This is a genomic window from Microbacterium sp. NPDC091676 (assembly GCF_044756645.1).
In the GTDB taxonomy this organism is placed as follows: Bacteria; Actinomycetota; Actinomycetes; order Actinomycetales; family Microbacteriaceae; genus Microbacterium; species Microbacterium paraoxydans_D.
This window is the reverse complement of the sequence record NZ_JBIVTI010000001.1, coordinates 265555-288152: the sequence shown is the minus strand read 5'-3', so window position 1 is coordinate 288152 and position 22598 is coordinate 265555. Positions and strand designations below refer to the sequence as shown.

General features: G+C 69.4%; 21 protein-coding genes. 5 read left to right on the top strand and 16 right to left on the bottom strand.

From position 1 onward, the window contains the following. Positions 1-4: 4 nt before the first annotated feature. From ACIQID_RS01530 to lepA, 14 genes are all read right to left on the bottom strand, one after another. Positions 5-475: a hypothetical protein gene (locus ACIQID_RS01530; protein WP_312672276.1), complete on the bottom strand. Its 471-nt coding sequence runs from the start codon at positions 473-475 to the stop codon at positions 5-7. Continuing rightward, positions 472-1458, bottom strand: a complete 987-nt coding sequence (locus tag ACIQID_RS01525; RefSeq protein WP_400281382.1) for a hypothetical protein — start codon at positions 1456-1458, stop codon at positions 472-474. Before ACIQID_RS01525 ends, ACIQID_RS01530 begins: the two co-directional genes overlap by 4 nt. Then, positions 1458-1979, bottom strand: a complete 522-nt coding sequence (locus tag ACIQID_RS01520) for an RNA polymerase sigma factor (protein ID WP_400281379.1) — start codon at positions 1977-1979, stop codon at positions 1458-1460. Before ACIQID_RS01520 ends, ACIQID_RS01525 begins: the two co-directional genes overlap by 1 nt. Before the next feature lie 54 nt (positions 1980-2033). Continuing rightward, positions 2034-2930, bottom strand: coding sequence for a GTPase Era (gene era, locus ACIQID_RS01515; protein ID WP_187661663.1), 897 nt, complete (start codon positions 2928-2930; stop codon positions 2034-2036). Then, positions 2923-4215 carry a hemolysin family protein gene (locus ACIQID_RS01510; protein WP_312672273.1) on the bottom strand — a complete coding sequence of 431 codons (1293 nt, stop codon included), beginning with the start codon at positions 4213-4215 and terminating at the stop codon, positions 2923-2925. The genes era and ACIQID_RS01510 overlap by 8 nt, the downstream gene beginning before the upstream one ends. Then, complete coding sequence (ybeY, locus tag ACIQID_RS01505; protein WP_025103688.1) at positions 4212-4673, bottom strand: rRNA maturation RNase YbeY; 462 nt, start codon at positions 4671-4673, stop codon at positions 4212-4214. Before ybeY ends, ACIQID_RS01510 begins: the two co-directional genes overlap by 4 nt. Beyond that, positions 4670-5695, bottom strand: coding sequence for a PhoH family protein (locus ACIQID_RS01500; RefSeq protein WP_400285598.1), 1026 nt, complete (start codon positions 5693-5695; stop codon positions 4670-4672). Before ACIQID_RS01500 ends, ybeY begins: the two co-directional genes overlap by 4 nt. 46 nt (positions 5696-5741) lie before the next feature. After that, positions 5742-6089: an HIT domain-containing protein gene (locus ACIQID_RS01495; protein ID WP_071329514.1), complete on the bottom strand. Its 348-nt coding sequence runs from the start codon at positions 6087-6089 to the stop codon at positions 5742-5744. A gap of 38 nt (positions 6090-6127) precedes the next feature. Then, positions 6128-6856: a 16S rRNA (uracil(1498)-N(3))-methyltransferase gene (locus tag ACIQID_RS01490; protein ID WP_312672272.1), complete on the bottom strand. Its 729-nt coding sequence runs from the start codon at positions 6854-6856 to the stop codon at positions 6128-6130. A gap of 2 nt (positions 6857-6858) precedes the next feature. Beyond that, a complete protein-coding gene (gene dnaJ / locus ACIQID_RS01485) occupies positions 6859-7971 on the bottom strand; it encodes a molecular chaperone DnaJ (RefSeq protein ID WP_060922189.1) in 1113 nt (370 codons plus the stop codon). Between the two features lie 36 nt (positions 7972-8007). Then, the gene (gene hrcA / locus ACIQID_RS01480) at positions 8008-9039 is read right to left on the bottom strand and encodes a heat-inducible transcriptional repressor HrcA (RefSeq protein ID WP_071329516.1); all 1032 of its coding nucleotides are present in this window, start codon (positions 9037-9039) and stop codon (positions 8008-8010) included. Positions 9040-9146: 107 nt separating this feature from the next. Then, on the bottom strand, positions 9147-10364 hold the full coding sequence (gene hemW / locus ACIQID_RS01475) for a radical SAM family heme chaperone HemW (protein WP_400281372.1): 1218 nt from the start codon (positions 10362-10364) through the stop codon (positions 9147-9149). After that, positions 10364-11017: a DUF1990 family protein gene (locus ACIQID_RS01470; RefSeq protein WP_025103695.1), complete on the bottom strand. Its 654-nt coding sequence runs from the start codon at positions 11015-11017 to the stop codon at positions 10364-10366. The genes hemW and ACIQID_RS01470 overlap by 1 nt, the downstream gene beginning before the upstream one ends. Positions 11018-11332: 315 nt before the next feature. Beyond that, positions 11333-13201 carry a translation elongation factor 4 gene (gene lepA, locus ACIQID_RS01465; protein WP_136050751.1) on the bottom strand — a complete coding sequence of 623 codons (1869 nt, stop codon included), beginning with the start codon at positions 13199-13201 and terminating at the stop codon, positions 11333-11335. 242 nt (positions 13202-13443) lie between these two features. Here lepA and ACIQID_RS01460 point away from each other — a divergent pair, with 242 nt between their 5' ends. From ACIQID_RS01460 to ACIQID_RS01440, 5 genes are all read left to right on the top strand, one after another. After that, a complete protein-coding gene (locus tag ACIQID_RS01460) occupies positions 13444-14427 on the top strand; it encodes an ABC transporter permease (RefSeq protein ID WP_025103697.1) in 984 nt (327 codons plus the stop codon). Between the two features lies 1 nt (position 14428). Beyond that, the gene (locus ACIQID_RS01455) at positions 14429-15367 is read left to right on the top strand and encodes an ABC transporter permease (RefSeq protein WP_312672266.1); all 939 of its coding nucleotides are present in this window, start codon (positions 14429-14431) and stop codon (positions 15365-15367) included. Beyond that, positions 15364-17292 (top strand): dipeptide ABC transporter ATP-binding protein, encoded by a 1929-nt coding sequence (locus ACIQID_RS01450; RefSeq protein WP_400281365.1) that lies wholly within the window; start codon positions 15364-15366, stop codon positions 17290-17292. Before ACIQID_RS01455 ends, ACIQID_RS01450 begins: the two co-directional genes overlap by 4 nt. Before the next feature lie 132 nt (positions 17293-17424). After that, the gene (locus ACIQID_RS01445; RefSeq protein ID WP_136050748.1) at positions 17425-19137 is read left to right on the top strand and encodes an ABC transporter family substrate-binding protein; all 1713 of its coding nucleotides are present in this window, start codon (positions 17425-17427) and stop codon (positions 19135-19137) included. A 75-nt stretch (positions 19138-19212) separates the two neighbouring features. Then, positions 19213-19944: an alpha/beta fold hydrolase gene (locus tag ACIQID_RS01440; RefSeq protein WP_400281361.1), complete on the top strand. Its 732-nt coding sequence runs from the start codon at positions 19213-19215 to the stop codon at positions 19942-19944. On the opposite strand, the gene ACIQID_RS01435 is transcribed toward ACIQID_RS01440, so the two are convergent. Both ACIQID_RS01435 and ACIQID_RS01430 read right to left on the bottom strand, forming a co-directional pair. Beyond that, a complete protein-coding gene (locus ACIQID_RS01435) occupies positions 19936-21174 on the bottom strand; it encodes an MFS transporter (RefSeq protein WP_400281358.1) in 1239 nt (412 codons plus the stop codon). The genes ACIQID_RS01440 and ACIQID_RS01435 overlap by 9 nt on opposite strands. After that, entirely contained in the window at positions 21171-22544 is a 1374-nt protein-coding gene (locus ACIQID_RS01430) for a glycoside hydrolase family 1 protein (protein WP_400281355.1), read from the bottom strand. Before ACIQID_RS01430 ends, ACIQID_RS01435 begins: the two co-directional genes overlap by 4 nt. Between the last annotated feature and the right edge of the window lie 54 nt (positions 22545-22598).

The window sequence follows — 22598 nt, the reverse complement described above, 5'->3', positions numbered from 1 at the left end:
ATGCTCAGAGGAAGCAGCGGATGTTGGTCGCGGAACCCGAGACGTTGCTCCAGGCGTTGGCGTTGACGCTCGCGAGCACCGACGTCCCGTTGCGCACCTGCATGTATCCGGAGGTGCGCGCGTTCGCGGCGGACCGCGTGGCGAAGGACGAAGGGATGGAGATGGTGGTGCAGCTTCCCCAGCTCAGCACGCCGCCCCCGAGGTTGGAGGCGTTGTACGCGCAGATCCTCCCGGTCGCGCAGGAACCGACGGCGCGCGCGGCGGCCCTCGGGGTCACTGCGGCGGGGCGGTACTCCATGTCGAGCTCCGGCCAGACAGCGCTTCCGCCGTCGATCACCACGCCACCGGGAACCTCGTCGAGCAACCGGGTGAGCTGCGGATCGACCGGCTCCTCGGTGGCCGCGACGGCGGGCCCACCCATCGCGACGAGAGCCAGAGCCAGGAGAACCGCGGTCAGCGGGCGCGAGTGCTTCATTGCACAACCTCCTCAGGGATGTCCCACATCCGGTAGTCCACGACCGCACCGGCCGGGAAGACGCCGTCGTCCTTCAGGACGGTTCGTTCGATGCCGACGATGCGGCCGGTGTCGAGGGACACCAGAAGGTCGTCGCTCACGACACCGTCCGCGGACAGCACTCGGATGCCGGCGACAGGACGCCCGAGGCGGTCGCTGGACTCGCCGAGCGCCTGCGCCCCTCCGGAGGTCTCGATGAGCGTCAGCACCTCGGCGTGCTGCGCGTTGGTGAGCGTCCACTGGCCGAAGACCGAGGTGAGGGCTGTCACCACGTCGAAAGCCGTCGGATCGTCCGGCATGCCGAACGCCTCCAGGAGCGCGCGCACGTCGGCGGCGGACTCTCCGGGCGCAGCGACGACCGGGGTCTCGAACTCGCCGGGGGCGAAGGTCACCCGCGAGGCCACCTCGCCACTGCTCACGATCTCGGAGTCGCCGTTCGCGACCGCGTCCTCGGGATCGTACGGGACCCCGTTGATGGCGACGGCTTCCCCGGAGAGATCCTCCCGCCAGGTGAACGTCGAGAACTGCGGCATGACCTCGGTGCGCCCCGTGTCCATCTCCGCGTTGAACGACCAGGAGGCGGTCCGCACCGAGCGCTCCGGGTCGGCGGGCGGCGCGAACACCGTCAGCTCGGTCTCCGCGTCGGCCACGATGTCGCTCAGGGAACCCGCGCCCTCGAAGACCAGGGGCGACGGCGTACCCGCAACGGCGGACTGCGGCGGCACGAGGACGGCGAAGGCCAGCGCAGCGGACGCGGCGACGGCGGTCAGGCCCGCCGCCCAGCCGATCGTGCGAGTCCGACGACGACGGCGCTGCGGAGCGCCGGCGGAGCGGATGATGCGGTCGCGCGCGGCGATCGCGCGCGCGTCCGGCTCCGCATCGCGCGGCGTGCGCGCGGGATCGGCCTCGACGAGCACGCGCTCGAGCAGGGCATTCTCAGGCATCACGCACTCCCCGTATCCTCCAGTCCCAGCGTCGCGCGCAGGCGTTCCTCGGCCCGCGCCAACGTCTTCCGCACCCGGGACTCGGAGGTGCGCAGCAACTCCGCAATCTCCCCCACCGCGAGTCCATCCCAGTACGTGAGCATGATGATACGCCGTTGCCCCGGAGTGAGGACACCCAAAGCTCTGAGCACCTCGCTGCGTCCGAATCCGCCGAGGGCCTCCGGGTCGCCCGAGAGCCCCGAATGCACCGCGTCGATCGCCCCGTGCACGGCGGAGGAGCGACGAGCCCGCGCGCGGAGGTGACGGTCGGTCTGACGGAGCAGCCAGACCTTCCCCGGCGGACGGCTGGGGCGCAGCCGCGACCACGCGACGAGGAAGACCTCCGACACGATCTCGCTGACCTCGTCGTCGTCGGGGACGACACCCTCGATGTGGTGGCGCACCGTCGCCCAGTGCTCGTCGAACACTCGTGTGAAGACCTCGTTCCGCAGCGAGCTCGGGTCTTCGCCGCGGCCGATCATGTCGGTGGGGTCGGCGGTCGGCCCGCCGCCTCCGACGTCCTGCTGCCCGGCATGTCAGAACCCGAGCCGCCCGAGCTGCTTCGGATCGCGCTGCCATTCCTTCGCGACCTTGACGTGGAGTCCGAGGAACACGCGGGTCCCGAGGAGCTCCTCGATGCCGGCGCGGGAGCGCGCCCCCACGTCGCGGAGGCGCTTGCCCTTGTGACCGATGATGATCGCCTTCTGGCTGTCCCGCTCGACGACGATGGAGGCATGCACGTCGGTGAGGTCGCTGTCCTCGCGCGGGGCGATGTCGTCGACGACGACGGCGATCGAGTGCGGGAGCTCGTCGCGCACGCCGTCGAGGGCCGCCTCTCGGATGATCTCGGCGATGCGGTCCTCGGTCGACTCGTCCGTGGTGACGCCCTCGGGGTACAGCGCGGGCCCCTCCGGCATGAGCTGCAGGATCTCGTCCGCGAGCACCTCGAGCTGGTCGCGCGTCAGCGCCGACAGCGGGATCACCGCGGCCCAGTCCTCCCGGAGGGAGTCCACCTCCATCAGCCGCTCGGTGATCTCGTCGCGACCCGCGGCGTCGGTCTTGGTGACGATCGCGATCTTCTGCGCGCGCGGGTACCCGTCCAGCGAGGCGGCGATGCGGCGATCGCCGGGACCGACCTTCTCCGTCGCGGGCACGCAGAAGCCGATCACGTCGACGTCGCCCAGGACCTGCTCCACGAGATCGTTCAGGCGCTCGCCCAGGAGCGTCCGCGGCTTGTGGATGCCGGGGGTGTCCACGATGACGAGCTGTCCGTCGGGGCGGTTGAGGATGCCGCGGATCGCCCGGCGGGTGGTCTGCGGCTTCTCGCTCGTGATGGCGATCTTCTCGCCGACGAGCGCGTTGGTGAGCGTCGACTTGCCCACGTTCGGCCGCCCGACGAAGGTCACGAACCCGCTCCGGGTGTCTTCAGTCATCGCGCCGTTCTCCTTCATCCTGCACATCTTCGGGCTCTGCCGCCCGCTCCACGAACACCGTCGCGATCCCGCGCCCCCGCCCGCGCGAGGCCCCGCCGGTGAGCACGAGTCCGTGGACGGTCGCCGTCGCACCGGGCTGCGGCACCTGGCCGAGCGTCTTGCCGAGCAGACCGCCGATGGAATCGACGTCCTCGTCCTCGAGCTCGAGGCCGAACAGATCGCCCACGTCTTCCAGGGAGAGCCGAGAGCTCACGCGATAACGGCCGTCGCCCAGGTCGACGAACTCGGCGGATACCTGATCGTACTCGTCCGAGATCTCCCCCACGAGCTCCTCGATGAGGTCCTCCAGGGTCACGAGGCCGGAGATGCCGCCATGCTCGTCGATCACGAGGCACACGTGCACGGCGTCGCGCTTCATCTGCTGCAGCAGGGTCTCCGCGCGCATCGACTCGGGGACGAAGGTCGCCGGTCGCGCGATCGGACGGATGGAGGCCGCACGCCAGGCGCTGTCGTCGCGGTACGCGAACTGCACGAGGTCCTTGAGGTACAGCACCCCGACGACGTCGTCGGCCTCGTCGTCGACGACGGGCATACGGGACACGCCGCGATGCAGGAAGAGCGACATCGCCTCGTCGGTCGTCGCCTCCGCACCCACGGTGACCATCTCGGTGCGCGGCACCATCACCGCCCGGACGAACTGGTCGGTGAAGTCGAACACCGAGTGGATGAGGTCGCGGTCGTCCTCCTCGATGAGGTCGTTGGACGCGGCCTCGTCGACCATGCTCAGCAGCTGGTCCTCGCTGGAGAACGAGCTGCGTCCGGTTCCCGGCGTCACCCGGTTGCCGAGGACGACGAGCCCCTGGGCGATCGGCCCGAGGATGATGCGCAGTCCGCGGACGACGTTCGCGCTGCCCCGGATCATGCTCTCGGCGTGCTGATGACCGAACGTGCGCGGACTCGCCCCGACGAGGACGAAGGTGATGCCGGTCATCAGGATCGCGGCGGCGAGCATGGCCCACCAGATGTTCTCGAAGAAGAGGGTGAACGCCACGGTCACGAGCACGGCGGCCGTCACCTCCGCGAGGACGCGGATGAAGGCGACCGCGTTGACGTGCGCGTCGAGGTCGGTGGCGATCCGCTCCAGCGCCTTCGCGCGGCGGCCCTCCGTCGCCATGTCGGCCAGACCGGCGCGGGAGGTGACGCTGTACGCCGCGTCGATCGCGGCCATGAGGCCGCCGAACGCCACCAGCAGGACGGCGGCGACGAGCAGCAGCAGCTCTGTCATCGTCGGCGGCGCTCGGACGCGGCGAAGCCCTGGATGAGCTGCTTCTGCAGCCCGAACATCTCCCGCTCCTCGTCCGGCTCGGCATGATCGAAGCCGAGAAGGTGCAGCAGTCCGTGCGTCGTGAGCAGGATGAGCTCGTCCATGAGGGTGTGGCCGGCGGCCTGGGCCTGCGTCTCCGCGACCTGCGGGCACAGCACGATGTCGCCGAGCAGCCCGGGAGGCGTCGGACGGTCCTCGGTGCCGGGCCGGAGCTCGTCCATCGGGAAGCTGAGGACGTCGGTCGGCCCCGGCTCGTCCATCCACTGCACGTGCAGCGCCTCCATGGCGCCCTCGTCGACGAGCACGATGGCCACTTCGGCGTCTGCGCTGACATGGAGCTGCGCGAGGTTGAAGTCGGTCAGCCGCTGCAGCACGGTCTCGTCGACGTCGATCGCCGACTCGTTGTTGATCTCGATCATGAGAGCCCTCGTTTCGGCATGCGGTCGCGTGGTCCTGGTCGCTGGGCGCCGCGGCGCTCGGCACGGTTGGCGAACTCGTGCGCCTGCTCGCGCTCGGCCCGCTGCGCCACGCGCCGCTCGTCGTACTCGCTGTACGCGTCGACGATGCGCCCCACCAGGGAGTGCCGGACCACGTCGTCACTGGTGAGACGGGAGAAGTGGATGTCGTCGATGCCGTCGAGCACCCGGGTGACCAGGCGGAGGCCGGAGGCACCCTGCGGCAGGTCGACCTGCGTGATGTCCCCGGTGACGACCATCCTGGTGCCGAACCCGAGACGGGTCAGGAACATCTTCATCTGCTCGGGCGTGGTGTTCTGCGCCTCGTCGAGCACGACGAAGGAGTCGTTGAGCGTGCGCCCCCGCATGTAGGCGAGCGGGGCGACCTCGATGGTGCCGGTCGCCATCAGGCGCGGCACGATCTCCGGGTCCATCATCTCGTTCAGTGCGTCGTAGAGCGGCCGCAGGTACGGGTCGATCTTGTCGGTGAGCGTTCCGGGGAGGAACCCGAGGCGCTCCCCCGCCTCGACCGCCGGACGGGTGAGGATGATGCGGGTGACCTCCTTGCGCTGCAGCGCCTGGACGGCCTTCGCCATCGCGAGGTAGGTCTTGCCCGTTCCGGCCGGACCGATGCCGAACACGATCGTGTTCTCCTCGATCGCGTCGACGTACTCCTTCTGACCGAGGGTCTTCGGCCGGATCACCTTGCCCCGCGTGGAGAGGATCGCCTCGCCCAGCACCTCGCTGGGCCGCGGGCCGCCGCCCTGGCGCAGCATGCGCGCCGAGCTCGACACGTCGCTCGGGGCGAGGTCGTGCCCGGCCTTCGTCATCGTGAGGAGCTCGTCGACGAGGTTCTTCGCCTTGGCGACGGCCTCGCGCTCGCCCGTGAGCGTGATCTCGTTGCCGCGGACGAGCACCTGCACGTCGGGGTGCTCGCGCTCCATCATCCGCAGCAGCCGGTCCTGCGGACCGAGCAGCTGCACCATCGCGACGCCGTCGGCGTAGAGCCGTTCGGTGACGTTTTCCTGATCGTCAGAAGCCAACGAGCTTGTTCTCCTCGAGGTTGCCGAGCACATGGGCGTGCACGTGGAAGACGGACTGCGCGACGCTCGCGCCGTTGTTGAAGATGAGGCGGTACTCGCCGTTCGCGTGCTCGTCGGCGATGCGCTTCGCCGCGGCGACCATCTCGGCCAGCAGTGCGGGGTCCCCGGCCGCGAGTGCGGTGACGTCGCGGTACTCCTCGGTCTTGGGGATGACGAGCACATGGAGCGGCGCCTGCGGATCGATGTCGCGGATCGCGAAGACGCGGCCCGTGTCGAGCAGGATCTCCCCCGGGATGTCACCGGTGAGGATGCGCGTGAAGATCGAGGGTTCGCTCATGCTCTCAGCTTACTGGGGGGGACGCGTGGCGCGGCCGGTCACCACCGGCCGAGGGCGGCCGACAGCACGGCGATCGCCGCGGGACCCGCGGTCGACGTGCGCAGCACGGTGTCGCCGAGGAGAACGCGCTCGGCGCCCGCCGCCGTGAGCTTCTCGAGCTCCTCCGGAGCGATCCCGCCTTCCGGCCCCACCACGAGCACGAGGTCGCGGTCATCGGGGACGAGCGCGGAGAGCCGGGCGGGAGCGGTCGGGTCGAGCAGCAGCACACGTTGCGTCGCTGCGCGGGCCGCGAGCTGCGCGGTCGATTCCGGGGCGGCCACCTCGGGCACCCAGGCCCGGTGCGCCTGCTTGGCCGCTTCGCGGACGATCGTCGCCCAGCGCTCGCGCCCCTTCACGGCTTTCGGTCCCTCCCAGCGGGACACGCTGCGCCCCGCCTGCCAGGGCACGATCTCGTCGACGCCGAGCTCGCACGCGGCCTGCACGGCGAGTTCGTCGCGGTCGCCCTTCGCCAGTGCCTGCACGAGCACGAGACGCGGACTCGCGGGCTCGTGCTCGACGCGCTCGGTGATCCGGACGTCGACGCGCGACGGCGACACCTCTTCGGCGACGCCGGTCAGCCAGACGCCCCGGCCATCGCCGACGGTCACGGCCTCACCGACGCGGAGCCGCCGGACGACGGCCGCATGCTTCGCCTCGGCCCCGGTGAGCGACACGAGACCGCCCACCGCGGCGTCACCCGCGGATTCGACGAGGAAGTGCAGCGCCACGATCAGTGGGTGCGGAACCGGTCGCGGAGCTTGGAGAACAGGCCCTGCTGGAACTGCGCGAGCTGCGGGCCCGGCGCCTTGTTCTTCTTGGCGAAGTCCTCGATGAGCTTGCGCTGTGCGGAGTCGAGCTTGGTGGGGGTGACCACCTGCACGCCGACGCGGAGGTCGCCGCGCTGGGTGCCGCGCAGCGGCGTGATGCCCCGCCCCTTGATGGTCAGCACGTCGCCGGACTGCACGCCCGCGCGGATCTCCAGGTCGACCTCCCCGTCGAGTCCTTCGATCGAGGTCTCGGTGCCGAGGATGGCATCGGTCATGGACACCTCGAGCGTGGCGAGCAGGTCGTCGCCGTCACGGCTGAACGCGGGGTGCGGGTTGACCGTGACCTCGACGTAGAGGTCGCCGTTCGGGCCGCCCGCGCGGCCGACCTCGCCGGAACCGGGGAGCTGCAGCCGCAGGCCGGTCTCGACGCCCGCCGGGATGTCGAGGGAGACCGTGCGACGCGACCGGACCCGTCCCTGCCCGCCGCAGGTGCCGCAGGGGTACGGGATGGTCGTCCCGTAGCCCTCGCACGTGCCGCACGGCTGGGAGGTGACGACGTTGCCGAGGAGGCTCCGCACCTGACGCTGCACGTGACCGGTGCCACCGCAGATGTCGCAGGTGACCGGCGAGGTGCCCTCCTGGCAGCAGGAGCCCTGGCAGGTCTCGCAGAGCACGGCCGTGTCGACCTCGATGTCGCGGTGCGCGCCGAAGACGACGTCGCCGAGGTCGAGGGTGACCCGGACGAGCGCGTCCTGCCCGCGCTCACGCCTCGACCGCGGGCGGGCACCGCGTCCGCCACCCTGCGACGCCCCGAAGAACGTCTCGAAGATGTCGCCGAAGCCGCCGAAGCCGCCGAAGTTGTTCGCGCCGTCGCCGCCGCCCATGTCGTAGCGGCGGCGTGACTCCTCGTCGCTGAGCACGTCGTAGGCGTGCGTGACGAGCTTGAACTTCTCTGCGGCCTCCTCGCCCGGATTCACGTCCGGGTGGAGCTGCCGTGCCAGGCGCCGATACGCCTTCTTGATCTCATCGGTGGAAGCGTCCCGGGACACCCCGAGAACCTCGTAGTGGTCCGCCACAATCGCCCTTCTGCGTGTGTTTCCGTGGGGGCCGCCTCAGCGGCCGGCCTCGTCGTCGTCGAGCATCCGCGACAGGTAGCGGGCGACCGCCCGTGCCGCCGCGAGGTTGCTCGGATAGTCCATCCGGGTGGGCCCCATGACACCGACCCGCGCGGTCCCCGAGGGCGCCGCGTAGTTGCTGGCGACGATCGACGCCTCGCCGAGCCCGAAGGAGGCGTTCTCGGTGCCGATGCTCGCCGCGAGGCCGTGCTCGTCGGGCACCATCTCGCTCATCAGCCGCAGCAGCGTCACCTGTTCCTCGATGGCCTCGAGGAGGGGGTGGATGCTGCCGCGGAAGTCCTGCTCGCGCCGCGCCAGAGTCGCCGCGCCCGCCATCACGAGCCGCTCCTGCCGGAAGCCGCCGAGTTCGTCCACGACGACGGCGGCGACCGTGCGGAGCACGCGGTCCTGCGGCGTCTCGTCTGCGGCCAGGAGCGCCTGCAGCCGGTCGGAGGCCGCCGCGATCGCCTGGCCGGTGATGAGGGCGGAGAGTCGCGCGCGAAGCACCGCGAGATCCGCCTCGTCGATCATGTCCGGGAGCACGGTGATCCGCTGCGACACCCCGCCGGCGTCGGTCACCAGGACCGTGAGGAGCCGGTTGGGGGCGAGCGTCACGAGCTCCACGTGGGTCACGTGAGCCCGCGCGAACGACGGGTACTGGGCCAGGGCGACCTGTCCGGTGAGCTGTGTGAGCACGCGGACGGTCCGCGCCATCAGATCGTCGAGGTCGGCCGGGTCGGCGAGGAAGGACTCGATGGCGGAACGCTGCGCGGTGGAGAGCGGGCGGAGCTGGGCGAGGTGATTGACGAACACCCGGTACCCCTTGTCCGTCGGCACGCGTCCGGATGAGGTGTGCGGAGCCGTGATCAGCTCCTCATCCTCCAGTTGCGCCATGTCGTTGCGGATGGTCGCCGCCGAGACGCCGAAGGAATGACGGTCGACGATGGAACGGCTGCCCACCGGCTCGTGCGTCTCGACGTAGTCCTGCACGATCGCACGGAGGACCTGCAACCCTCGCTCTGTGACCATGGGTTCCCCTTCCCGCCGACCGGATGCTGGCACTCTGCCGCCCTGAGTGCCAATCCTACCTCCTGCGATCGGGAGATCTCCGAAGGCGGACAGCCCGGCGTCGCGGCTCAGTCCGTCAGCTCGCGCACCACGGCATCGGCGAGGAGACGGCCGCGGAGCGTGAGCTGGACGCGCCCGCGAATGGCCGCCGCCGCATCGATCAGGCCGTCGGCGATGAGTCCAGCGACACGCTCCCTGTTCTGCTCCGGGACGTCGCTCACCGCGATCCCCTCGCGGATGCGACTGAGGAGGAGGATGCGCTCGAGCGTCTGCGCCTCCGGGTCCGGCCGTTCGCGCCCTGCCGCCGGCGACGACGAGGCCGCCAGACGCTGCGCGTAAGCGGCGGGGTGCTTGACGTTCCACCACCGGAGCCCGGCGACATGACTGTGGGCGCCGGGGCCGAAGCCCCACCAGTCGCTCCCCCGCCAGTACGCGAGGTTGTGGCGCGACCGCTGCCCCTCGCTGCGAGCCCAGTTGCTGACCTCGTACCACTCGAACCCGGCGGCGGCGAGGCGCTCGTCCGCCAGCTCGTACATGTCGGCCTGGAGGTCGTCGTCCGGGGTCGGCACCTCACCGCGACGGATCTGACGGGCGAGCTTGGTGCCGTCCTCGATGATGAGGGCGTATGCGGAGATGTGGTCGGACTCCAGGGCCAGGGCGGCGTCGAGCGAGGCCTCCCAGTCGGCGAGGGTCTCCCCCGGTGCGCCGTAGATGAGGTCGACGCTGACGGCGAGTCCCGCCTCCTTCGCGGCGGCGACGGCGGTGCGCACATTGTCCGGGCGGTGCGTTCGGTCGAGCGCGGCGAGGACGTGCGGGACGGCCGACTGCATGCCGATGGACAGCCTCGTGACCCCTGCCTCGGCGAGGATGCGCGCAACCTCCGGCGTCACCGTGTCGGGATTGGCCTCGACCGTGACCTCGGCGCCCGGCGCGAGCCGGAACGCCGCGGTGGCCGCTCCCAGCATCCGGGCGAGGTCTCCCGCGGGGAGCAGGGTGGGCGTGCCGCCGCCGAAGAACACCGTGTCCATCGGGCGCAGCGCTCCGGCCTCGTCCAGCACCGTGCGCGCCAGGGCGATCTCGCCGATGAGGGTGGACGCGTAGTCCTCCTGCTTCGCCCCGCGCAGCTCGCCGGACGTGTACGTGTTGAAGTCGCAGTAGCCGCAGCGCACCCGGCAGAACGGGATGTGGAGGTAGGCGGAGAACGGGGTCTCCGCGGAGATCGGAAGGTCTTCGGGGAGCCGCCCGTCCGCGGGCGCCGGATCCCCGAGCGGAAGTGGTCCCGCCATCACACCGGGGTCGCGTAGAGCGGGGAGATCGCGCGGAGGTAGCGCGCGAAGAGCTCGCGACGGCGGCGCTTCATCAGAGCGGGGACGAGACGGTAGAGCAGCGTGTTCGGGGCGTCGAAGGCCCGGACCGTGAACCAGACCTCGTCGTTGTCCTCGCGCCAGTCCACGTCGAACGACTCCTCGCCGCTGACCACGGAGCCTCCGACCGTGCCCAGCACGAAGCCGATCCGCCGCGTCTCCTCGGTGACCGAGATCACACGCAGCTCGGAGTCGGCGCGCATGCCGCCCACGCGGCCCCGCAGGTGGAGCGTCATGCCCGCACCCACGAAGGGCATCCCCTCCGCGTCGTACCGCGGCTCCACGTCGCGCTTGCTCGGCGCGATGGGATTGCCCTCGGCGTCGAAGCTCACGCCCGCATAGGCGGGACCGGGAGCAGGGCGGACGTCTTCCACGGACAACCCGGCCGCACGCTGCGCCGTCCACGACAGCAGGGCTTCGCCGGCCGTCTGGAAACGCTCCTCGCCACTGCCGATCCGCCAGGATTCCTCCGCCGGGATGCTGCGCTCCGGCGGGTACTGCATCAGATCGGGGGCGTGGGTCGCACCCACGGCCGCATAGTCCACCGTGTCGTCTCGGAAAGTCCCGCGCCGCATGAGATCCAGCCTACTTCGGGTTCCCTGAGCGAACACCCCCCGCGCCGCACGCCGTCACATCCCCCGGCGTCGACCGGATCCCTGAGCCCGTCGAAGGGTGGGCCCCTGAGCCCGTGGAATCGCCGGAAGAAGATGGCGTTGATCGAGAATCGGTGGGAGGACCTTCCGTCGTTGTCGAGGTCGTACAGTGCGCTTCGACAAGCTCAGCGACCCAGCGCGAACGGACCCTGAGAACCGCGCGCTTCGACAGGCTCAGCGACCCAGCGCGAACGGACCCTGAGAACCGCGCGCGTCGACCGGCTCAGCGGGGGTGGGCTACTTCTTGTCCTTGGTCTCGACGTCGCCGGAGAGCGCGGCGATGAACGCCTCCTGCGGAACCTCGACGCGGCCCACCATCTTCATGCGCTTCTTGCCCTCCTTCTGCTTCTCGAGGAGCTTGCGCTTGCGGGTGATGTCACCGCCGTAGCACTTGGCGAGCACGTCCTTGCGGATCGCGCGGATCGTCTCGCGGGCGATGATGCGGGCACCGATCGCCGCCTGGATCGGCACCTCGAACTGCTGACGAGGGATGAGCTTGCGCAGCCGCTCCGCCATCATCGTGCCGTAGGCGTAGGCCTTGTCGCGGTGCACGATCGAGCTGAACGCGTCGACCTTCTCGCCCTGCAGGAGGATGTCGACCTTGACGAGGTCGGCCTCCTGCTGCCCCGAGGGCTCGTAGTCGAGCGAGGCGTAGCCCTGCGTCTTGGACTTGAGCTGGTCGAAGAAGTCGAAAACGATCTCGCCGAGGGGCATGTTGTAGCGCAGCTCGACCCGCTCCTCCGAGAAGTACTCCATGCCGAGCAGCGTGCCGCGCCGCGACTGGCACAGCTCCATGACGGTGCCGACGTAGTCCTTCGGCAGCAGGATCGCCGCCTTGACCATCGGCTCGGACACCGAGCCGATACGACCGTCGGGGTACTCGCTCGGGTTCGTCACGGTCACCGTCTCGCCGGTGTCGCTCGTCACGACCTCGTAGATCACGCTCGGGGCGGTGGTGATGAGGTCGAGGCCGAACTCCCGCGCGAGGCGCTCGGTGACGATCTCCAGGTGCAGCAGTCCGAGGAAGCCGCAGCGGAATCCGAAGCCGAGCGCGACCGAGGTCTCCGGCTCGTACTGCAGCGAGGCGTCGGAGAGCTTGAGCTTGTCCAGCGCCTCGCGCAGCTCGGCATAGTCGCTGCCGTCGATCGGGTAGATGCCCGAGAACACCATCGGCTTCGGGTCCGTGTAGCCGGGAAGCGCCTCCGCCGCGGGCTTGCGCGCGTTCGTGATCGTGTCACCGACCTTCGACTGCCGCACATCCTTCACGCCCGTGATGAGGTAGCCCACCTCACCGACCCCGAGACCCTTGGTCGGGGTGGGCTCCGGGCTCGACACGCCGACCTCGAGGGCCTCGTGGTTCGCGCCCGTGGACATCATCTGGATGCGCTCGCGGGGCGAGAGGCTGCCGTCGACCATCCGCACGTAGGTGACCACGCCGCGATAGGCGTCGTAGACGGAGTCGAAGATCATCGCGCGCGCCGGGGCGTCCGCGTCCCCGACGGGTGCCGGGATCTGCTCGACGATCCGGTCGAGCAGCTCCTCCACGCCCATGCCGGTCTTCCCGGAGACCCGGAGCACGTCCTCGGGCTTGCCGCCGATGAGGGACGCCAGCTCCTTCGCGTACTTCTCGGGGTCGGCCGCGGGGAGGTCGATCTTGTTGAGGACCGGGATGATGTGGAGGTCGTTCTCCAGCGCGAGGTAGAGGTTGGCCAGCGTCTGCGCCTCGATGCCCTGCGCGGCGTCGACGAGGAGGATGGCACCCTCGCACGCGGCCAGCGACCGGGACACCTCATACGTGAAGTCGACGTGACCCGGGGTGTCGATCATGTTGAGCGCGAACACCTCGTCCGGACCCTGCGCCTGACCGAGCGCCCACGGCATCCGCACCGCCTGGCTCTTGATCGTGATGCCCCGCTCGCGCTCGATGTCCATGCGGTCGAGGTACTGGGCGCGCATGTCCCGCTCCGCGACCACGCCGGTGATCTGGAGCATGCGGTCGGCCAGGGTCGACTTGCCGTGGTCGATGTGGGCGATGATGCAGAAATTACGGATCTGCGCAGCCGGCGTCGCGGCAGGCTGAAGCGGGGTGAGAGCGCGTGGGGACATGTCCCGTCGATTCTACGGTGAGGGTCCTCATAATCCCCATTCGTGCGTATCGGTGATAGTCTCCCGAAGTTGCCCGGGATCAATCCGTGACACCGGATCCCGTAAGCGATACGACTCCGTCACAGACTCCGTGAGGGCTGTCGCGTCGCGCGGAACGGCGGATGAAACCCGATCATCCGCCCGGCTCAGCGTTGCGTCGGCAGACCCCGAGCGCGTCTGGAGAAGAGAAAGACAAATCCCCCTTGATCAAGTACCTCGCGCGCCGTGCCCTCGGCTGGCTGCTCATGATCGTGGTCGCGACGAACCTCACCTACTTCCTCGCGTGGGGCTTCCTCGATCCGCGCAGCAACTATGTGGGTCGTCGCCCTCCGCTCACCGAAGAGCAGATCGTGAACACCCTCGCTCCCCGCAACCTGAGCGACACCGTCCCACTCATCGAGCGGTGGTGGACGTGGCTCACCGGCATCCTGCTCCGCTGGGACTGGGGCGTGAGCCCGACGGGCGGATCCGTCAACGAGCAGGTCGCGTACCGCATGTGGGTCAGTGCGGAGCTCGTCCTCGGCGCGACGATCCTGACCACCGTCCTCGGCATCGCGCTCGGCGTGTACACCGCCTCGCGGCAGTACAAGCTCGCCGACCGCATCGGCCAGGCGACGAGCATCATCACCCTGAACATCCCGATCGTCGTCGCGGCGTTCGCGATCGTCCTCCTCGCCATCGGCCTGAACAACGCCACCGGCACCCGCATCTTCTACGTGACCGGTAACGCCAGCCAAGGGGTCGAGGGCTTCTTCCCCACCCTCATAGACGTGCTGCAACACCTGACGCTGCCGACGATCGCGCTGGTGCTCACCGGGTACGCGAGCATCCACTTCCTGCAGCGGTCGCTCCTTCTCGACAACATCAACGCCGACTACGTCCGCACCGCCCGCGCGAAGGGCCTGACCAAGCAGCAGGCCATCCGCAAGCACGCGCTGCGCACGTCGCTCATCCCCGTCGCCACCCAGGTCGCGTTCACGATCCCCGCAATCTTCACCGGAGCGGTCCTGACCGAGACGATCTTCGCGTGGAACGGCATGGGCAGGTACTTCATCGAGACCATCACCAAGAACGACATCCACGGAACCGTCGCGATCGCCGCCTTCGGTGCGGTCCTCACGGCGATCGGCGCCATCCTCGCCGACATCGCCGTCGTCGTCCTCGACCCGCGCGTGAGAGTGAGCTGACATGAGCACCGACATGCTCGACCCGACCATCCACCCGGAGCCGGAGATCGCCGGCCCCGAGACCACACGCGTCGCGACCAAGCGGCTGTCGAAGTGGACGCTCTACTGGCGGCGCTTCGCCCGCAACCGCGGAGCCCTCATCGGCCTCGTCATCTTCGTCGTCCTCGTGCTGTTCGCCGTCCTCGGGCCCCTCATCGCCCGCTACGACCACATCGAGCTCGACTTCCTGAACCTCAGCAGCCCGCCGTCGGCGGAGCACTGGTTCGGCACGAACAACGCCGGAAACGACCTCTTCGCCCAGGTCGCCGTCGGCCTGCAGCGGTCTCTCATGATCGCCATCACGGTCTCCGTCGGCGTCACGATCGTGTCGGCGCTCGTCGGCACGGCCGCGGCCTACTTCGGCGGCTGGACCGAGCGCATCTCGCTGCTGGTCATCCACTTCATGATGGTGATCCCGAGCTTCCTGATCCTCGCGATGATCTCGAACAAGGCCGGAGGCGACTGGCGCGTCATCGCGCTCATCATGATCTTCGTGATCGGGTGGTACTTCCCCGCCCGCGTCATCTGGACGATGGCGCTGTCCCTCCGGGAACGGGAGTACGTCAGTGCGGCGCGCTACATGGGCGTCGGCGGCATGCGCATCGTGCTCCGTCACCTGCTGCCGAACATCGGCTCGCTCCTCGTCATCAACTTCACCCTCGGCGTCGTGAACGCCGTGGTGACGGAGACCGGCCTGTCCTTCCTCGGCTTCGGCGTGAAGATCCCCGACGTCTCGCTCGGTGCCCTGATCGGCGCCGGCTCGAGCTCGCTGACCACGGCGCCCTGGCTGTTCTACTTCCCGGCGGCGGCGCTGACCCTGCTCACCGTGTCGATGGCGCTGATCGCCGACGGCCTGCGCGACGCCCTCGATCCCACTTCGGCTGCAGGAGGCCGCGCATGACCAACGTCCTCTCCGTCCGCGACCTCAAGGTCAGCTTCGCCTCCGAGGCCGGCCGCGTCGACGCCGTCCGCGGCGTCTCCTTCGACCTCGAGGCCGGCAAGACGCTCGGCATCGTCGGCGAGTCCGGCTCCGGCAAGTCCGTGACCTCGCTCGCCATCATGGGCCTCCTCGACGAGAACGCCAAGGTCACCGGCTCGATCATGTACGACGGGCAGGAGCTCGTCGGCATGAACGACAAGCAGCTGTCCATCATCCGCGGCAACGGCATGTCGATGGTGTTCCAGGATCCGCTGACGTCGCTCACGCCGGTCTACACCGTCGGCGATCAGCTCATCGAGGCCCTCACGGTCCACCGCGGGCTGTCCAAGAAGGACGCCTGGGACCGCTCCGTCGAGCTGCTCAAGCTCGTCGGCATCACGGAGCCCGAGCGTCGGATGAAGTCGTTCCCGCACGAGTTCTCCGGCGGCATGCGGCAGCGCGTCGTGATCGCCATCGCGATGGCCAACGACCCCAAGCTCATCATCTGCGACGAGCCGACCACGGCGCTCGACGTCACGATCCAGGCGCAGATCCTCGACCTCATCGAGAAGGCGCAGGACGAGACCGGTGCCGCCGTGATCATGATCACGCACGACATGGGCGTGGTCGCCCGCACCGCGGACGACGTCCTCGTGATGTACGCCGGCAAGCCGGTGGAGCACGCCCCGGTGCGCGAGCTGTTCCACAAGACCCGCATGCCGTACTCGATCGGCCTGCTCGGCGCCATCCCCCGCGTGGACAAGGCCGAGAAGGAGCCGCTCACCCCCATCAAGGGCAACCCGCCGCTGCTCATCGATCTGCCGGATGCCTGCCCCTTCGCCGACCGCTGCCCGATCGTCATGGATGCCTGCCGCACCAAGGAGCCCGAGCTGCTCCCCGTGCCGACGGGCTCGGGCGACCTGCACCAGGCCGCCTGCATCCGCGCGCACGAGATCGAGGACGGCGGTCTCCTCGGCGGCCTGCCCGTCTACCCCGTCCGCCCCGTGCCGGAGAGCGACCTCACGCGGACGCCGCGCGAGGAGCGGCCGATCACGCTCGAGGTGAAGAACCTCCGCAAGACCTTCCCGTTGGTCAAGGGCGCGTTCCTGAAGCGCAAGGTGGGCGAGGTCCAGGCGATCAAGGGCATCAGCTTCGACGTGCGCGAGGGCGAGACGATGGCCATCGTCGGCGAGTCCGGCTCGGGCAAGACGACGACGCTGCTGCAGATCATGGACATGGTCAAGCAGACCGAGGGCGACATCGTGATCGCCGGCACCAGTGTCAACGACATCCACAGCCGCAAGGTGGAGCGCGCCCTGCGCCGCGACATCCAGATCGTCTTCCAGGACCCGATGGGAGCCCTGGACCCGCGTATGACGGTCGCCGACATCATCTCGGAGCCGCTGTTCGCGATCGGCACGCCGAAGGAGGAGGCGCACCGGCGGGTGGACGAGCTCATGGACCTCGTCGGCCTCAACCCCGCCCACAGCGACCGCTTCCCGCAGGCGTTCTCCGGCGGTCAGCGACAGCGCATCGGCATCGCCCGTGCCCTGTCCACGAACCCGAAGATCGTCGTGCTCGACGAGCCGGTCTCCGCGCTCGACGTGTCGATCCAGGCGGGCGTCATCAACCTGCTCGACGAGCTCAAGACCAAGCTCGGGCTGTCGTACCTCTTCGTCGCGCACGATCTCTCGGTGGTGCGTCACATCGCCGACCGCGTGGCCGTGATGTACCTCGGCGAGTTCGTGGAGCACGGTGACGTCGACCAGGTCTTCGACGCCCCGCAGCACCCCTACACGAAGGCGCTGCTGTCGGCGATCCCCGTGCCCGATCCCGACATCGAGCGCACCCGCGAGCGGGTCGTGTTCGACGCCGAGACGATGTCGACGAAGCCCGCGACGGTCTGACCCGGAACCCCTGCGCCCGTTCCTGGTCACCGTCCGATAACGGTTAGGCGGCATTCACCGCAGTGCGGTGTACCGGGATAAAGCGCGAACTAGTCTTCCCTTTATGAAACGCCGAAAGGCGAAAGGAGCACCATGAAGAACAAGAAGTTGCTGGGGGCGGTCGCGATCGGCGGCGCCCTCGCACTCGCCCTCGCGGGCTGCGCGAGCGGTTCCGGGAACACCGGTGGCGGGGACAACGGCGAGAAGGTCGAGACCAAGACCGCCGACTACAACCCGCAGGACCGCAGCAACCTCCAGGAAGGTGGCGAGGTCAACTTCCCCATCAACGAGATCCCGGAGCAGCTGAACGGCTTCAACAGCGACGCCAGTGCTGACACCGCTCGCCTGTGGTCGTGGTACATGCCGCAGATCCTCCTGGTCTCGCCGGAGGGCGAGGTCACGAAGAACGACGCGTACCTCGACGCCTACGAGATCGGCGAGGAGGATGGCAACACGACCATCACCTTCACGTTCAAGGACGAGGCGCACTTCAACGACGGCACGGACATGGACTGGACGTCCATCGACGCCACGTGGAAGGCCAACCGCTCCTACGACGAGGGCTTCAACCCGAACGCGACCGACGGCTACAAGCAGATCAAGACCGTCGAGCAGGGTGACACCGCGAAGACCGCCGTCGTGACCTTCGACGGCATCTACGCCTGGCCGTCGATGGCGTTCCTCACGGGTGGCGTGCTGCACCCGGACATCGCCGACCCGACCGTGTTCAACGAGGCCTTCATCGGCAACATGCACCCCGAGTGGGGCGCCGGCCCGTACACCGTCGACACGTTCGACGCGAACGGCGGCTTCGTCTCCTTCAAGCCGAACCCCGAGTGGTGGGGCAACGCGCCGCTGCTCGACACGGTCACCTTCACGGCCATGGAGCCCGACGCCTCGATCAACGCCTTCAAGAACGGCGAGATCGACATGGTGGGCGCCAACACCAACGACCGCCTGAAGCAGGTCCAGGAAGTGGACGACACCGTCGTCCGCCGTGCGCAGCAGACCGCCAAGACGGTCCTGCTCGTCGACGCCGACAAGCCGCAGTTCGAGGACATCGACGTGCGCAAGGCGTTCTTCCTCGGCGTGAACGTCGACCAGCAGAAGCAGATCGCGTGGAACGGCCTCGGCTACGAGGAGCCGGTCGCCGGTTCGCTCAACCTGTACTCGTTCCAGGACGGCTACAAGGACTCGTTCGCCGAAGCCGGTCTGAAGCACGACGTTGAGGGCGCCAAGAAGCTCCTCGACGACGCCGGCTGGACCGAGGGCGAGGACGGCATCCGCGAGAAGGACGGCGAGAAGCTCTCCGTCACCTTCCCGATCTTCGGTGAGGACCCGACCATCGAGGCCCTCGCGAAGTCGCTGCAGGCGCAGCAGAAGGAGATCGGCATCGACCTCAAGATCGATGTCCGCGCCTCCGCCGACTTCTCCAGCGACTTCACCACGAAGAACTGGGACGTCGTCTCGCTCCGCTTCACCGACTCCGACCCGTTCGGCCCGGCCTGGTTCTGCCAGCTCTACTGCTCGGACAGCGGTCTGAACCTGTCGGCGACCGGCACGGAGGAGATCGACCAGCAGATCGCCGACGAGGTCGAGAGCCAGAAGGACGCGGAGTCCTGGACCACCGCGGCGATGGACCTCGAGCCGAAGATCATCGAGCAGACCTGGGGCCTCATCCCGCTGTACAGCGGCCCCTCGATCTACGTGGTCAAGAACGGCCTGGCGAACCTCACGCCGGAGCCCTACGTCGGTCTCGACCTGTTCGGCGTCACGCCGGTCGAGAACGTCGGCTGGGAGAAGTAACATCCTCTGACACATCTCGTGTCGAAGCGGGGTCGGTGGTTCATCCACCGGCCCCGCTTTCCTTATGCTGAAGGCGTGACCGTCCAGACCGTCCTCGTGCACGGCATCCGCACGTCGGCGACCATGTGGCGGTCGCAGATCGAGTACCTGGAGGCGCACGGGCATCCCGTCACGGCCGTCGACCTCCCCGGCCACGGCAGCCGGATGGACGAGGACTTCAGCCTCCACGAGGCGCTGCACACGATCGACGCGGCCGTCCGCGCCGCGGCCGAGAGGGGCCCCGTGCTGCTGGTCGGGCACTCGATGGGCGGCCTGCTCTCGCTCGCGTACACCGGTGGCGCGGAGCCTCCGCCCGTCGACGGACTCGTCGCCGCCGCGTGCACCTCGCTCCCCCGCGGCGCCGGGCTGCGCGCGTACCGGCTGTTCGCCCGGGCGGTCGATTCCCTGCCCGACCGCGGCATGTGGCTGACGCGACGGATGCTCGCCGCGACGATCCCCGAGGAGAATCGCGGAGACTTCGCCGCCGGCGGGTACGCTCTGGACATCCAGGACCAGACGCTCCGCAGTCTCGCCGCCCTGGACGTCGCCGCCGCAGTCCCCCGCATCGAGGTGCCCCTCTGGTTCGTGAACGGTCAGTACGATCAGCTCCGATTGAACGAGCCCCTGTTCCGGCGCCTGGCCCCCGAGGCCGAGCTCATCGTCGTGCCGCGGACCACCCATCTCCTCACGGCCATGCGCCCGCGGGTGTTCAACGCCGTCCTCGCCGTCGCGATCGCGACGATCGAACAGCGCACGGCGTCAGGCTGAGAGCGCCCGGGGCCGCGCGGCGGCGGTGAGTGCTCCCCCGACGAGCGACAGGATGGCCGCCGCGAGGAACACGAGCCAGAACCCGCCGGCCAGCGCGACGAGCCCGGCTCCGAGGACGGGCCCGATGAGCTGTCCGAGGGCGGCGGTGACGTTCACGATGCCGAGGTCGCGCGCGTGGTCCTGCTCATCCGGGAGCAGATCGGCCGCGAACGCCAGCCCCACGGTCGAGAAGGCGCCGTAGCCGACGCCCATGAGCGCGGCGGCGATCATCGTCATCTCGAAGGTGGGTAGAGCCACGATCACCACACCCGACGCCGCCTGGACGACCGTGGCCGCCACGGCGAGTCGGCGCCGTTCTCCGGTGCGGTCGGAGACGATCCCGGTGATCACCGAGGCGAGCACGACGAACACCGTGTAGACGACGATGAGGAGCAGGAGGTTGTCCTGTGCGGTCGTGCTCTCCTGGCCGAGGCCGTGGAGGAGGAAGAAGAGGAACAGGGCCGTCCCGAGGGCATTGCCGATGTTGGTGACGAGGCGGCCGGAGAGCATCCAGGCGAAGTCGCGGTCGCGGAGCGACGCCAGGCGGGGACGCCCGATGCGCGGCGGACGCAGCGCCTCGGTGCTCGGCGGGTCCGGCAGCAGCAGCGCCGCGGCGATGCCCACCACCGCGATGATCCCTGCGAGGAGCAGATACCCGGCGACGATGTCGAGGCCCAGCAACACGACCAGGCCGACCCCCAGCACGATTCCGACCGCCTGGCTCGACCCGACCGCGGCGGACGCGGCGCCGCGCTGCGTCGTCGGGAGCTGGTCGGCGATGAGCGCGGTGAACGCGGCGGAGGAGACGGCGACGCCGATCGAGACGCCGACCCAGCCGGCGCCGACCGCCCACGGGCCGTCGGCGAACCCGGTGAGGACGAGACAGACGGCCGTGAGCGCGACCCCTCCCAGAGCCCATGGCCGCCGGCGGTGTGCGCCGGCGCGGGCGCGGTCGGAGAGCGCCCCGGCGAGCGGCCCGGCGACGACGCCGGCGAGACCACCCACTCCGAGCACGATCCCGGAGGAGACGACGCCGCGGATCCAGTCGTCCTCCGGAGTGTCGAGCTGCAGCGGGAGGAGGAGCTGGACCGGCGTGAGCTGGACGGTCCAGATCGCGAGCCAGGCGAGGGTGAACAGCGACATCCAGCGCAGGCCCGCTCGGCGGGTGACGAGGCCCGGCGTCCCGCTCATGCGCGTGCCGCCCCGGCGGTGCGGGCGGCATGAGCGCCCGCGACGAGTTCCTGGTACCAGCCGTAGGAGGCCTTCGGGGTGCGCTCCCCCGTCGAGAAGTCCACGTGCACGAGACCGAACCGCTGCGTGTAGCCGTCCGTCCACTCCCAGTTGTCGAGCAGCGACCAGACCGTGTACTCCTCGACGGGGACGCCGGCGTCGATGGCCTCGCCCACCGCGTCGATGTGCGCGGAGAGGTAGGCGATCCGATCGGTGTCCTCCACCGGGCCGGCGACGTCGGGTTCCGGGAACGATGCCCCGTTCTCCCCGATGATGATCGGTGGCATGCTCGGGTGTCGCCGGTGCAGATCGATCAGGAGGTCGCGCAGTGCGGACGGCACGATCGGCCACTCGGGACCGAACCCCGTGACGGGCGCTCCGGGGGTCGGAACGATCTCGAACGGGATGTCGTTCCCGGCGCCGGCGGCGGTGACGGTCGTCGGGTTGTAGAAGTTCACGCCGTAGAAGTCGATCGATCTCGCGATGCGAGCGAGGTCGTCGCCGAGGACGGGCAGCGGCGGGAGCCCGAGCGCTTCCAGGTCGGGTGTCGTCCCGGAGAGCAGCGGCTCGCTGAACAGCCGGTTGTGCAGGATGTCGTACATCGCCGCCGCGGCATGATCCTCCTCGGTGTCCCGCAGGGGCAGGACCCAGGTGTGGTTGTTGACGAGGCCCACGCTCTCCGCACCCTGGTGTCGCAGCGCGTCAGCGGCTCGGGAATGGGCGAGCAGCTGATGGTGCGCGGTCGGAAGCGCGCCGTAGAGGAGCTGCCTGCCGGGCGCGAGCGCGCCGACCGCGTAGCCCTGCAGGGTGGTCATGGCGGGCTCGTTCAGCGTGTACCAGGACGACACCCGATCTCCGAGGCGGGCGGCGACGAGGGTGGCGTACTCCCCGAAGCGCTCGGCGGTGTCGCGGGCCAGCCAGCCGCCGTCCGCCTCGACCCGGCTCGGCAGCTCCCAGTGATAGAGCGTCGGGAACGGGGTGACACCGGCCTCCAGCAGGGCGTCGACGACGCGGGCGTAGTGGTCCAGCGCCGCGACGTTCCCGGGTCCGCGTCCGTCCGGCTGCACGCGCGCCCACGGAATCGAGAACCGGTACCGATCGAGTCCGAGACCGGTCACCAGGGCGACGTCATCGGCCACGCGGCGATAGCTGTCGCAGGCCGGCTCCGCCGTCGAGCCGTCGCGGATGCGTCCGGGCTTGGCGATCTCGTCGTCCCAGATCGATCGTCCCGCGCCATCGGCACGGCGGGAACCCTCGATCTGGACGGAGGAGGTGGCGGCGGACCAGCGGAGCCGCGCACGCGCGGTCGGGTCGGTGCTGAGGGGGGTCATCGGGCTCCTGACGTCGTCGTCGTTGAGGATGATTCTGCACCCGGTCCCACCTTC

Excerpts from the sequence above, each read along its gene's own strand:
- ACIQID_RS01530 (WP_312672276.1), bottom strand. The coding sequence starts at position 475 with ATGAAGCACTCGCGCCCGCTGACCGCGGTTCTCCTGGCTCTGGCTCTC.
- ACIQID_RS01525 (WP_400281382.1), bottom strand. The coding sequence starts at position 1,458 with ATGCCTGAGAATGCCCTGCTCGAGCGCGTGCTCGTCGAGGCCGATCCC.
- ACIQID_RS01520 (WP_400281379.1), bottom strand. The coding sequence starts at position 1,979 with ATGATCGGCCGCGGCGAAGACCCGAGCTCGCTGCGGAACGAGGTCTTC.
- era (WP_187661663.1), bottom strand. The coding sequence starts at position 2,930 with ATGACTGAAGACACCCGGAGCGGGTTCGTGACCTTCGTCGGGCGGCCG.
- ACIQID_RS01510 (WP_312672273.1), bottom strand. The coding sequence starts at position 4,215 with ATGACAGAGCTGCTGCTGCTCGTCGCCGCCGTCCTGCTGGTGGCGTTC.
- ybeY (WP_025103688.1), bottom strand. The coding sequence starts at position 4,673 with ATGATCGAGATCAACAACGAGTCGGCGATCGACGTCGACGAGACCGTG.
- ACIQID_RS01500 (WP_400285598.1), bottom strand. The coding sequence starts at position 5,695 with ATGGTGCAGCTGCTCGGTCCGCAGGACCGGCTGCTGCGGATGATGGAG.
- ACIQID_RS01495 (WP_071329514.1), bottom strand. The coding sequence starts at position 6,089 with ATGAGCGAACCCTCGATCTTCACGCGCATCCTCACCGGTGACATCCCG.
- hrcA (WP_071329516.1), bottom strand. The coding sequence starts at position 9,039 with ATGGTCACAGAGCGAGGGTTGCAGGTCCTCCGTGCGATCGTGCAGGAC.
- hemW (WP_400281372.1), bottom strand. The coding sequence starts at position 10,364 with ATGGCGGGACCACTTCCGCTCGGGGATCCGGCGCCCGCGGACGGGCGG.
- ACIQID_RS01470 (WP_025103695.1), bottom strand. The coding sequence starts at position 11,017 with ATGCGGCGCGGGACTTTCCGAGACGACACGGTGGACTATGCGGCCGTG.
- lepA (WP_136050751.1), bottom strand. The coding sequence starts at position 13,201 with ATGTCCCCACGCGCTCTCACCCCGCTTCAGCCTGCCGCGACGCCGGCT.
- ACIQID_RS01455 (WP_312672266.1), top strand. The coding sequence starts at position 14,429 with ATGAGCACCGACATGCTCGACCCGACCATCCACCCGGAGCCGGAGATC.
- ACIQID_RS01450 (WP_400281365.1), top strand. The coding sequence starts at position 15,364 with ATGACCAACGTCCTCTCCGTCCGCGACCTCAAGGTCAGCTTCGCCTCC.
- ACIQID_RS01445 (WP_136050748.1), top strand. The coding sequence starts at position 17,425 with ATGAAGAACAAGAAGTTGCTGGGGGCGGTCGCGATCGGCGGCGCCCTC.
- ACIQID_RS01435 (WP_400281358.1), bottom strand. The coding sequence starts at position 21,174 with ATGAGCGGGACGCCGGGCCTCGTCACCCGCCGAGCGGGCCTGCGCTGG.
- ACIQID_RS01430 (WP_400281355.1), bottom strand. The coding sequence starts at position 22,544 with ATGACCCCCCTCAGCACCGACCCGACCGCGCGTGCGCGGCTCCGCTGG.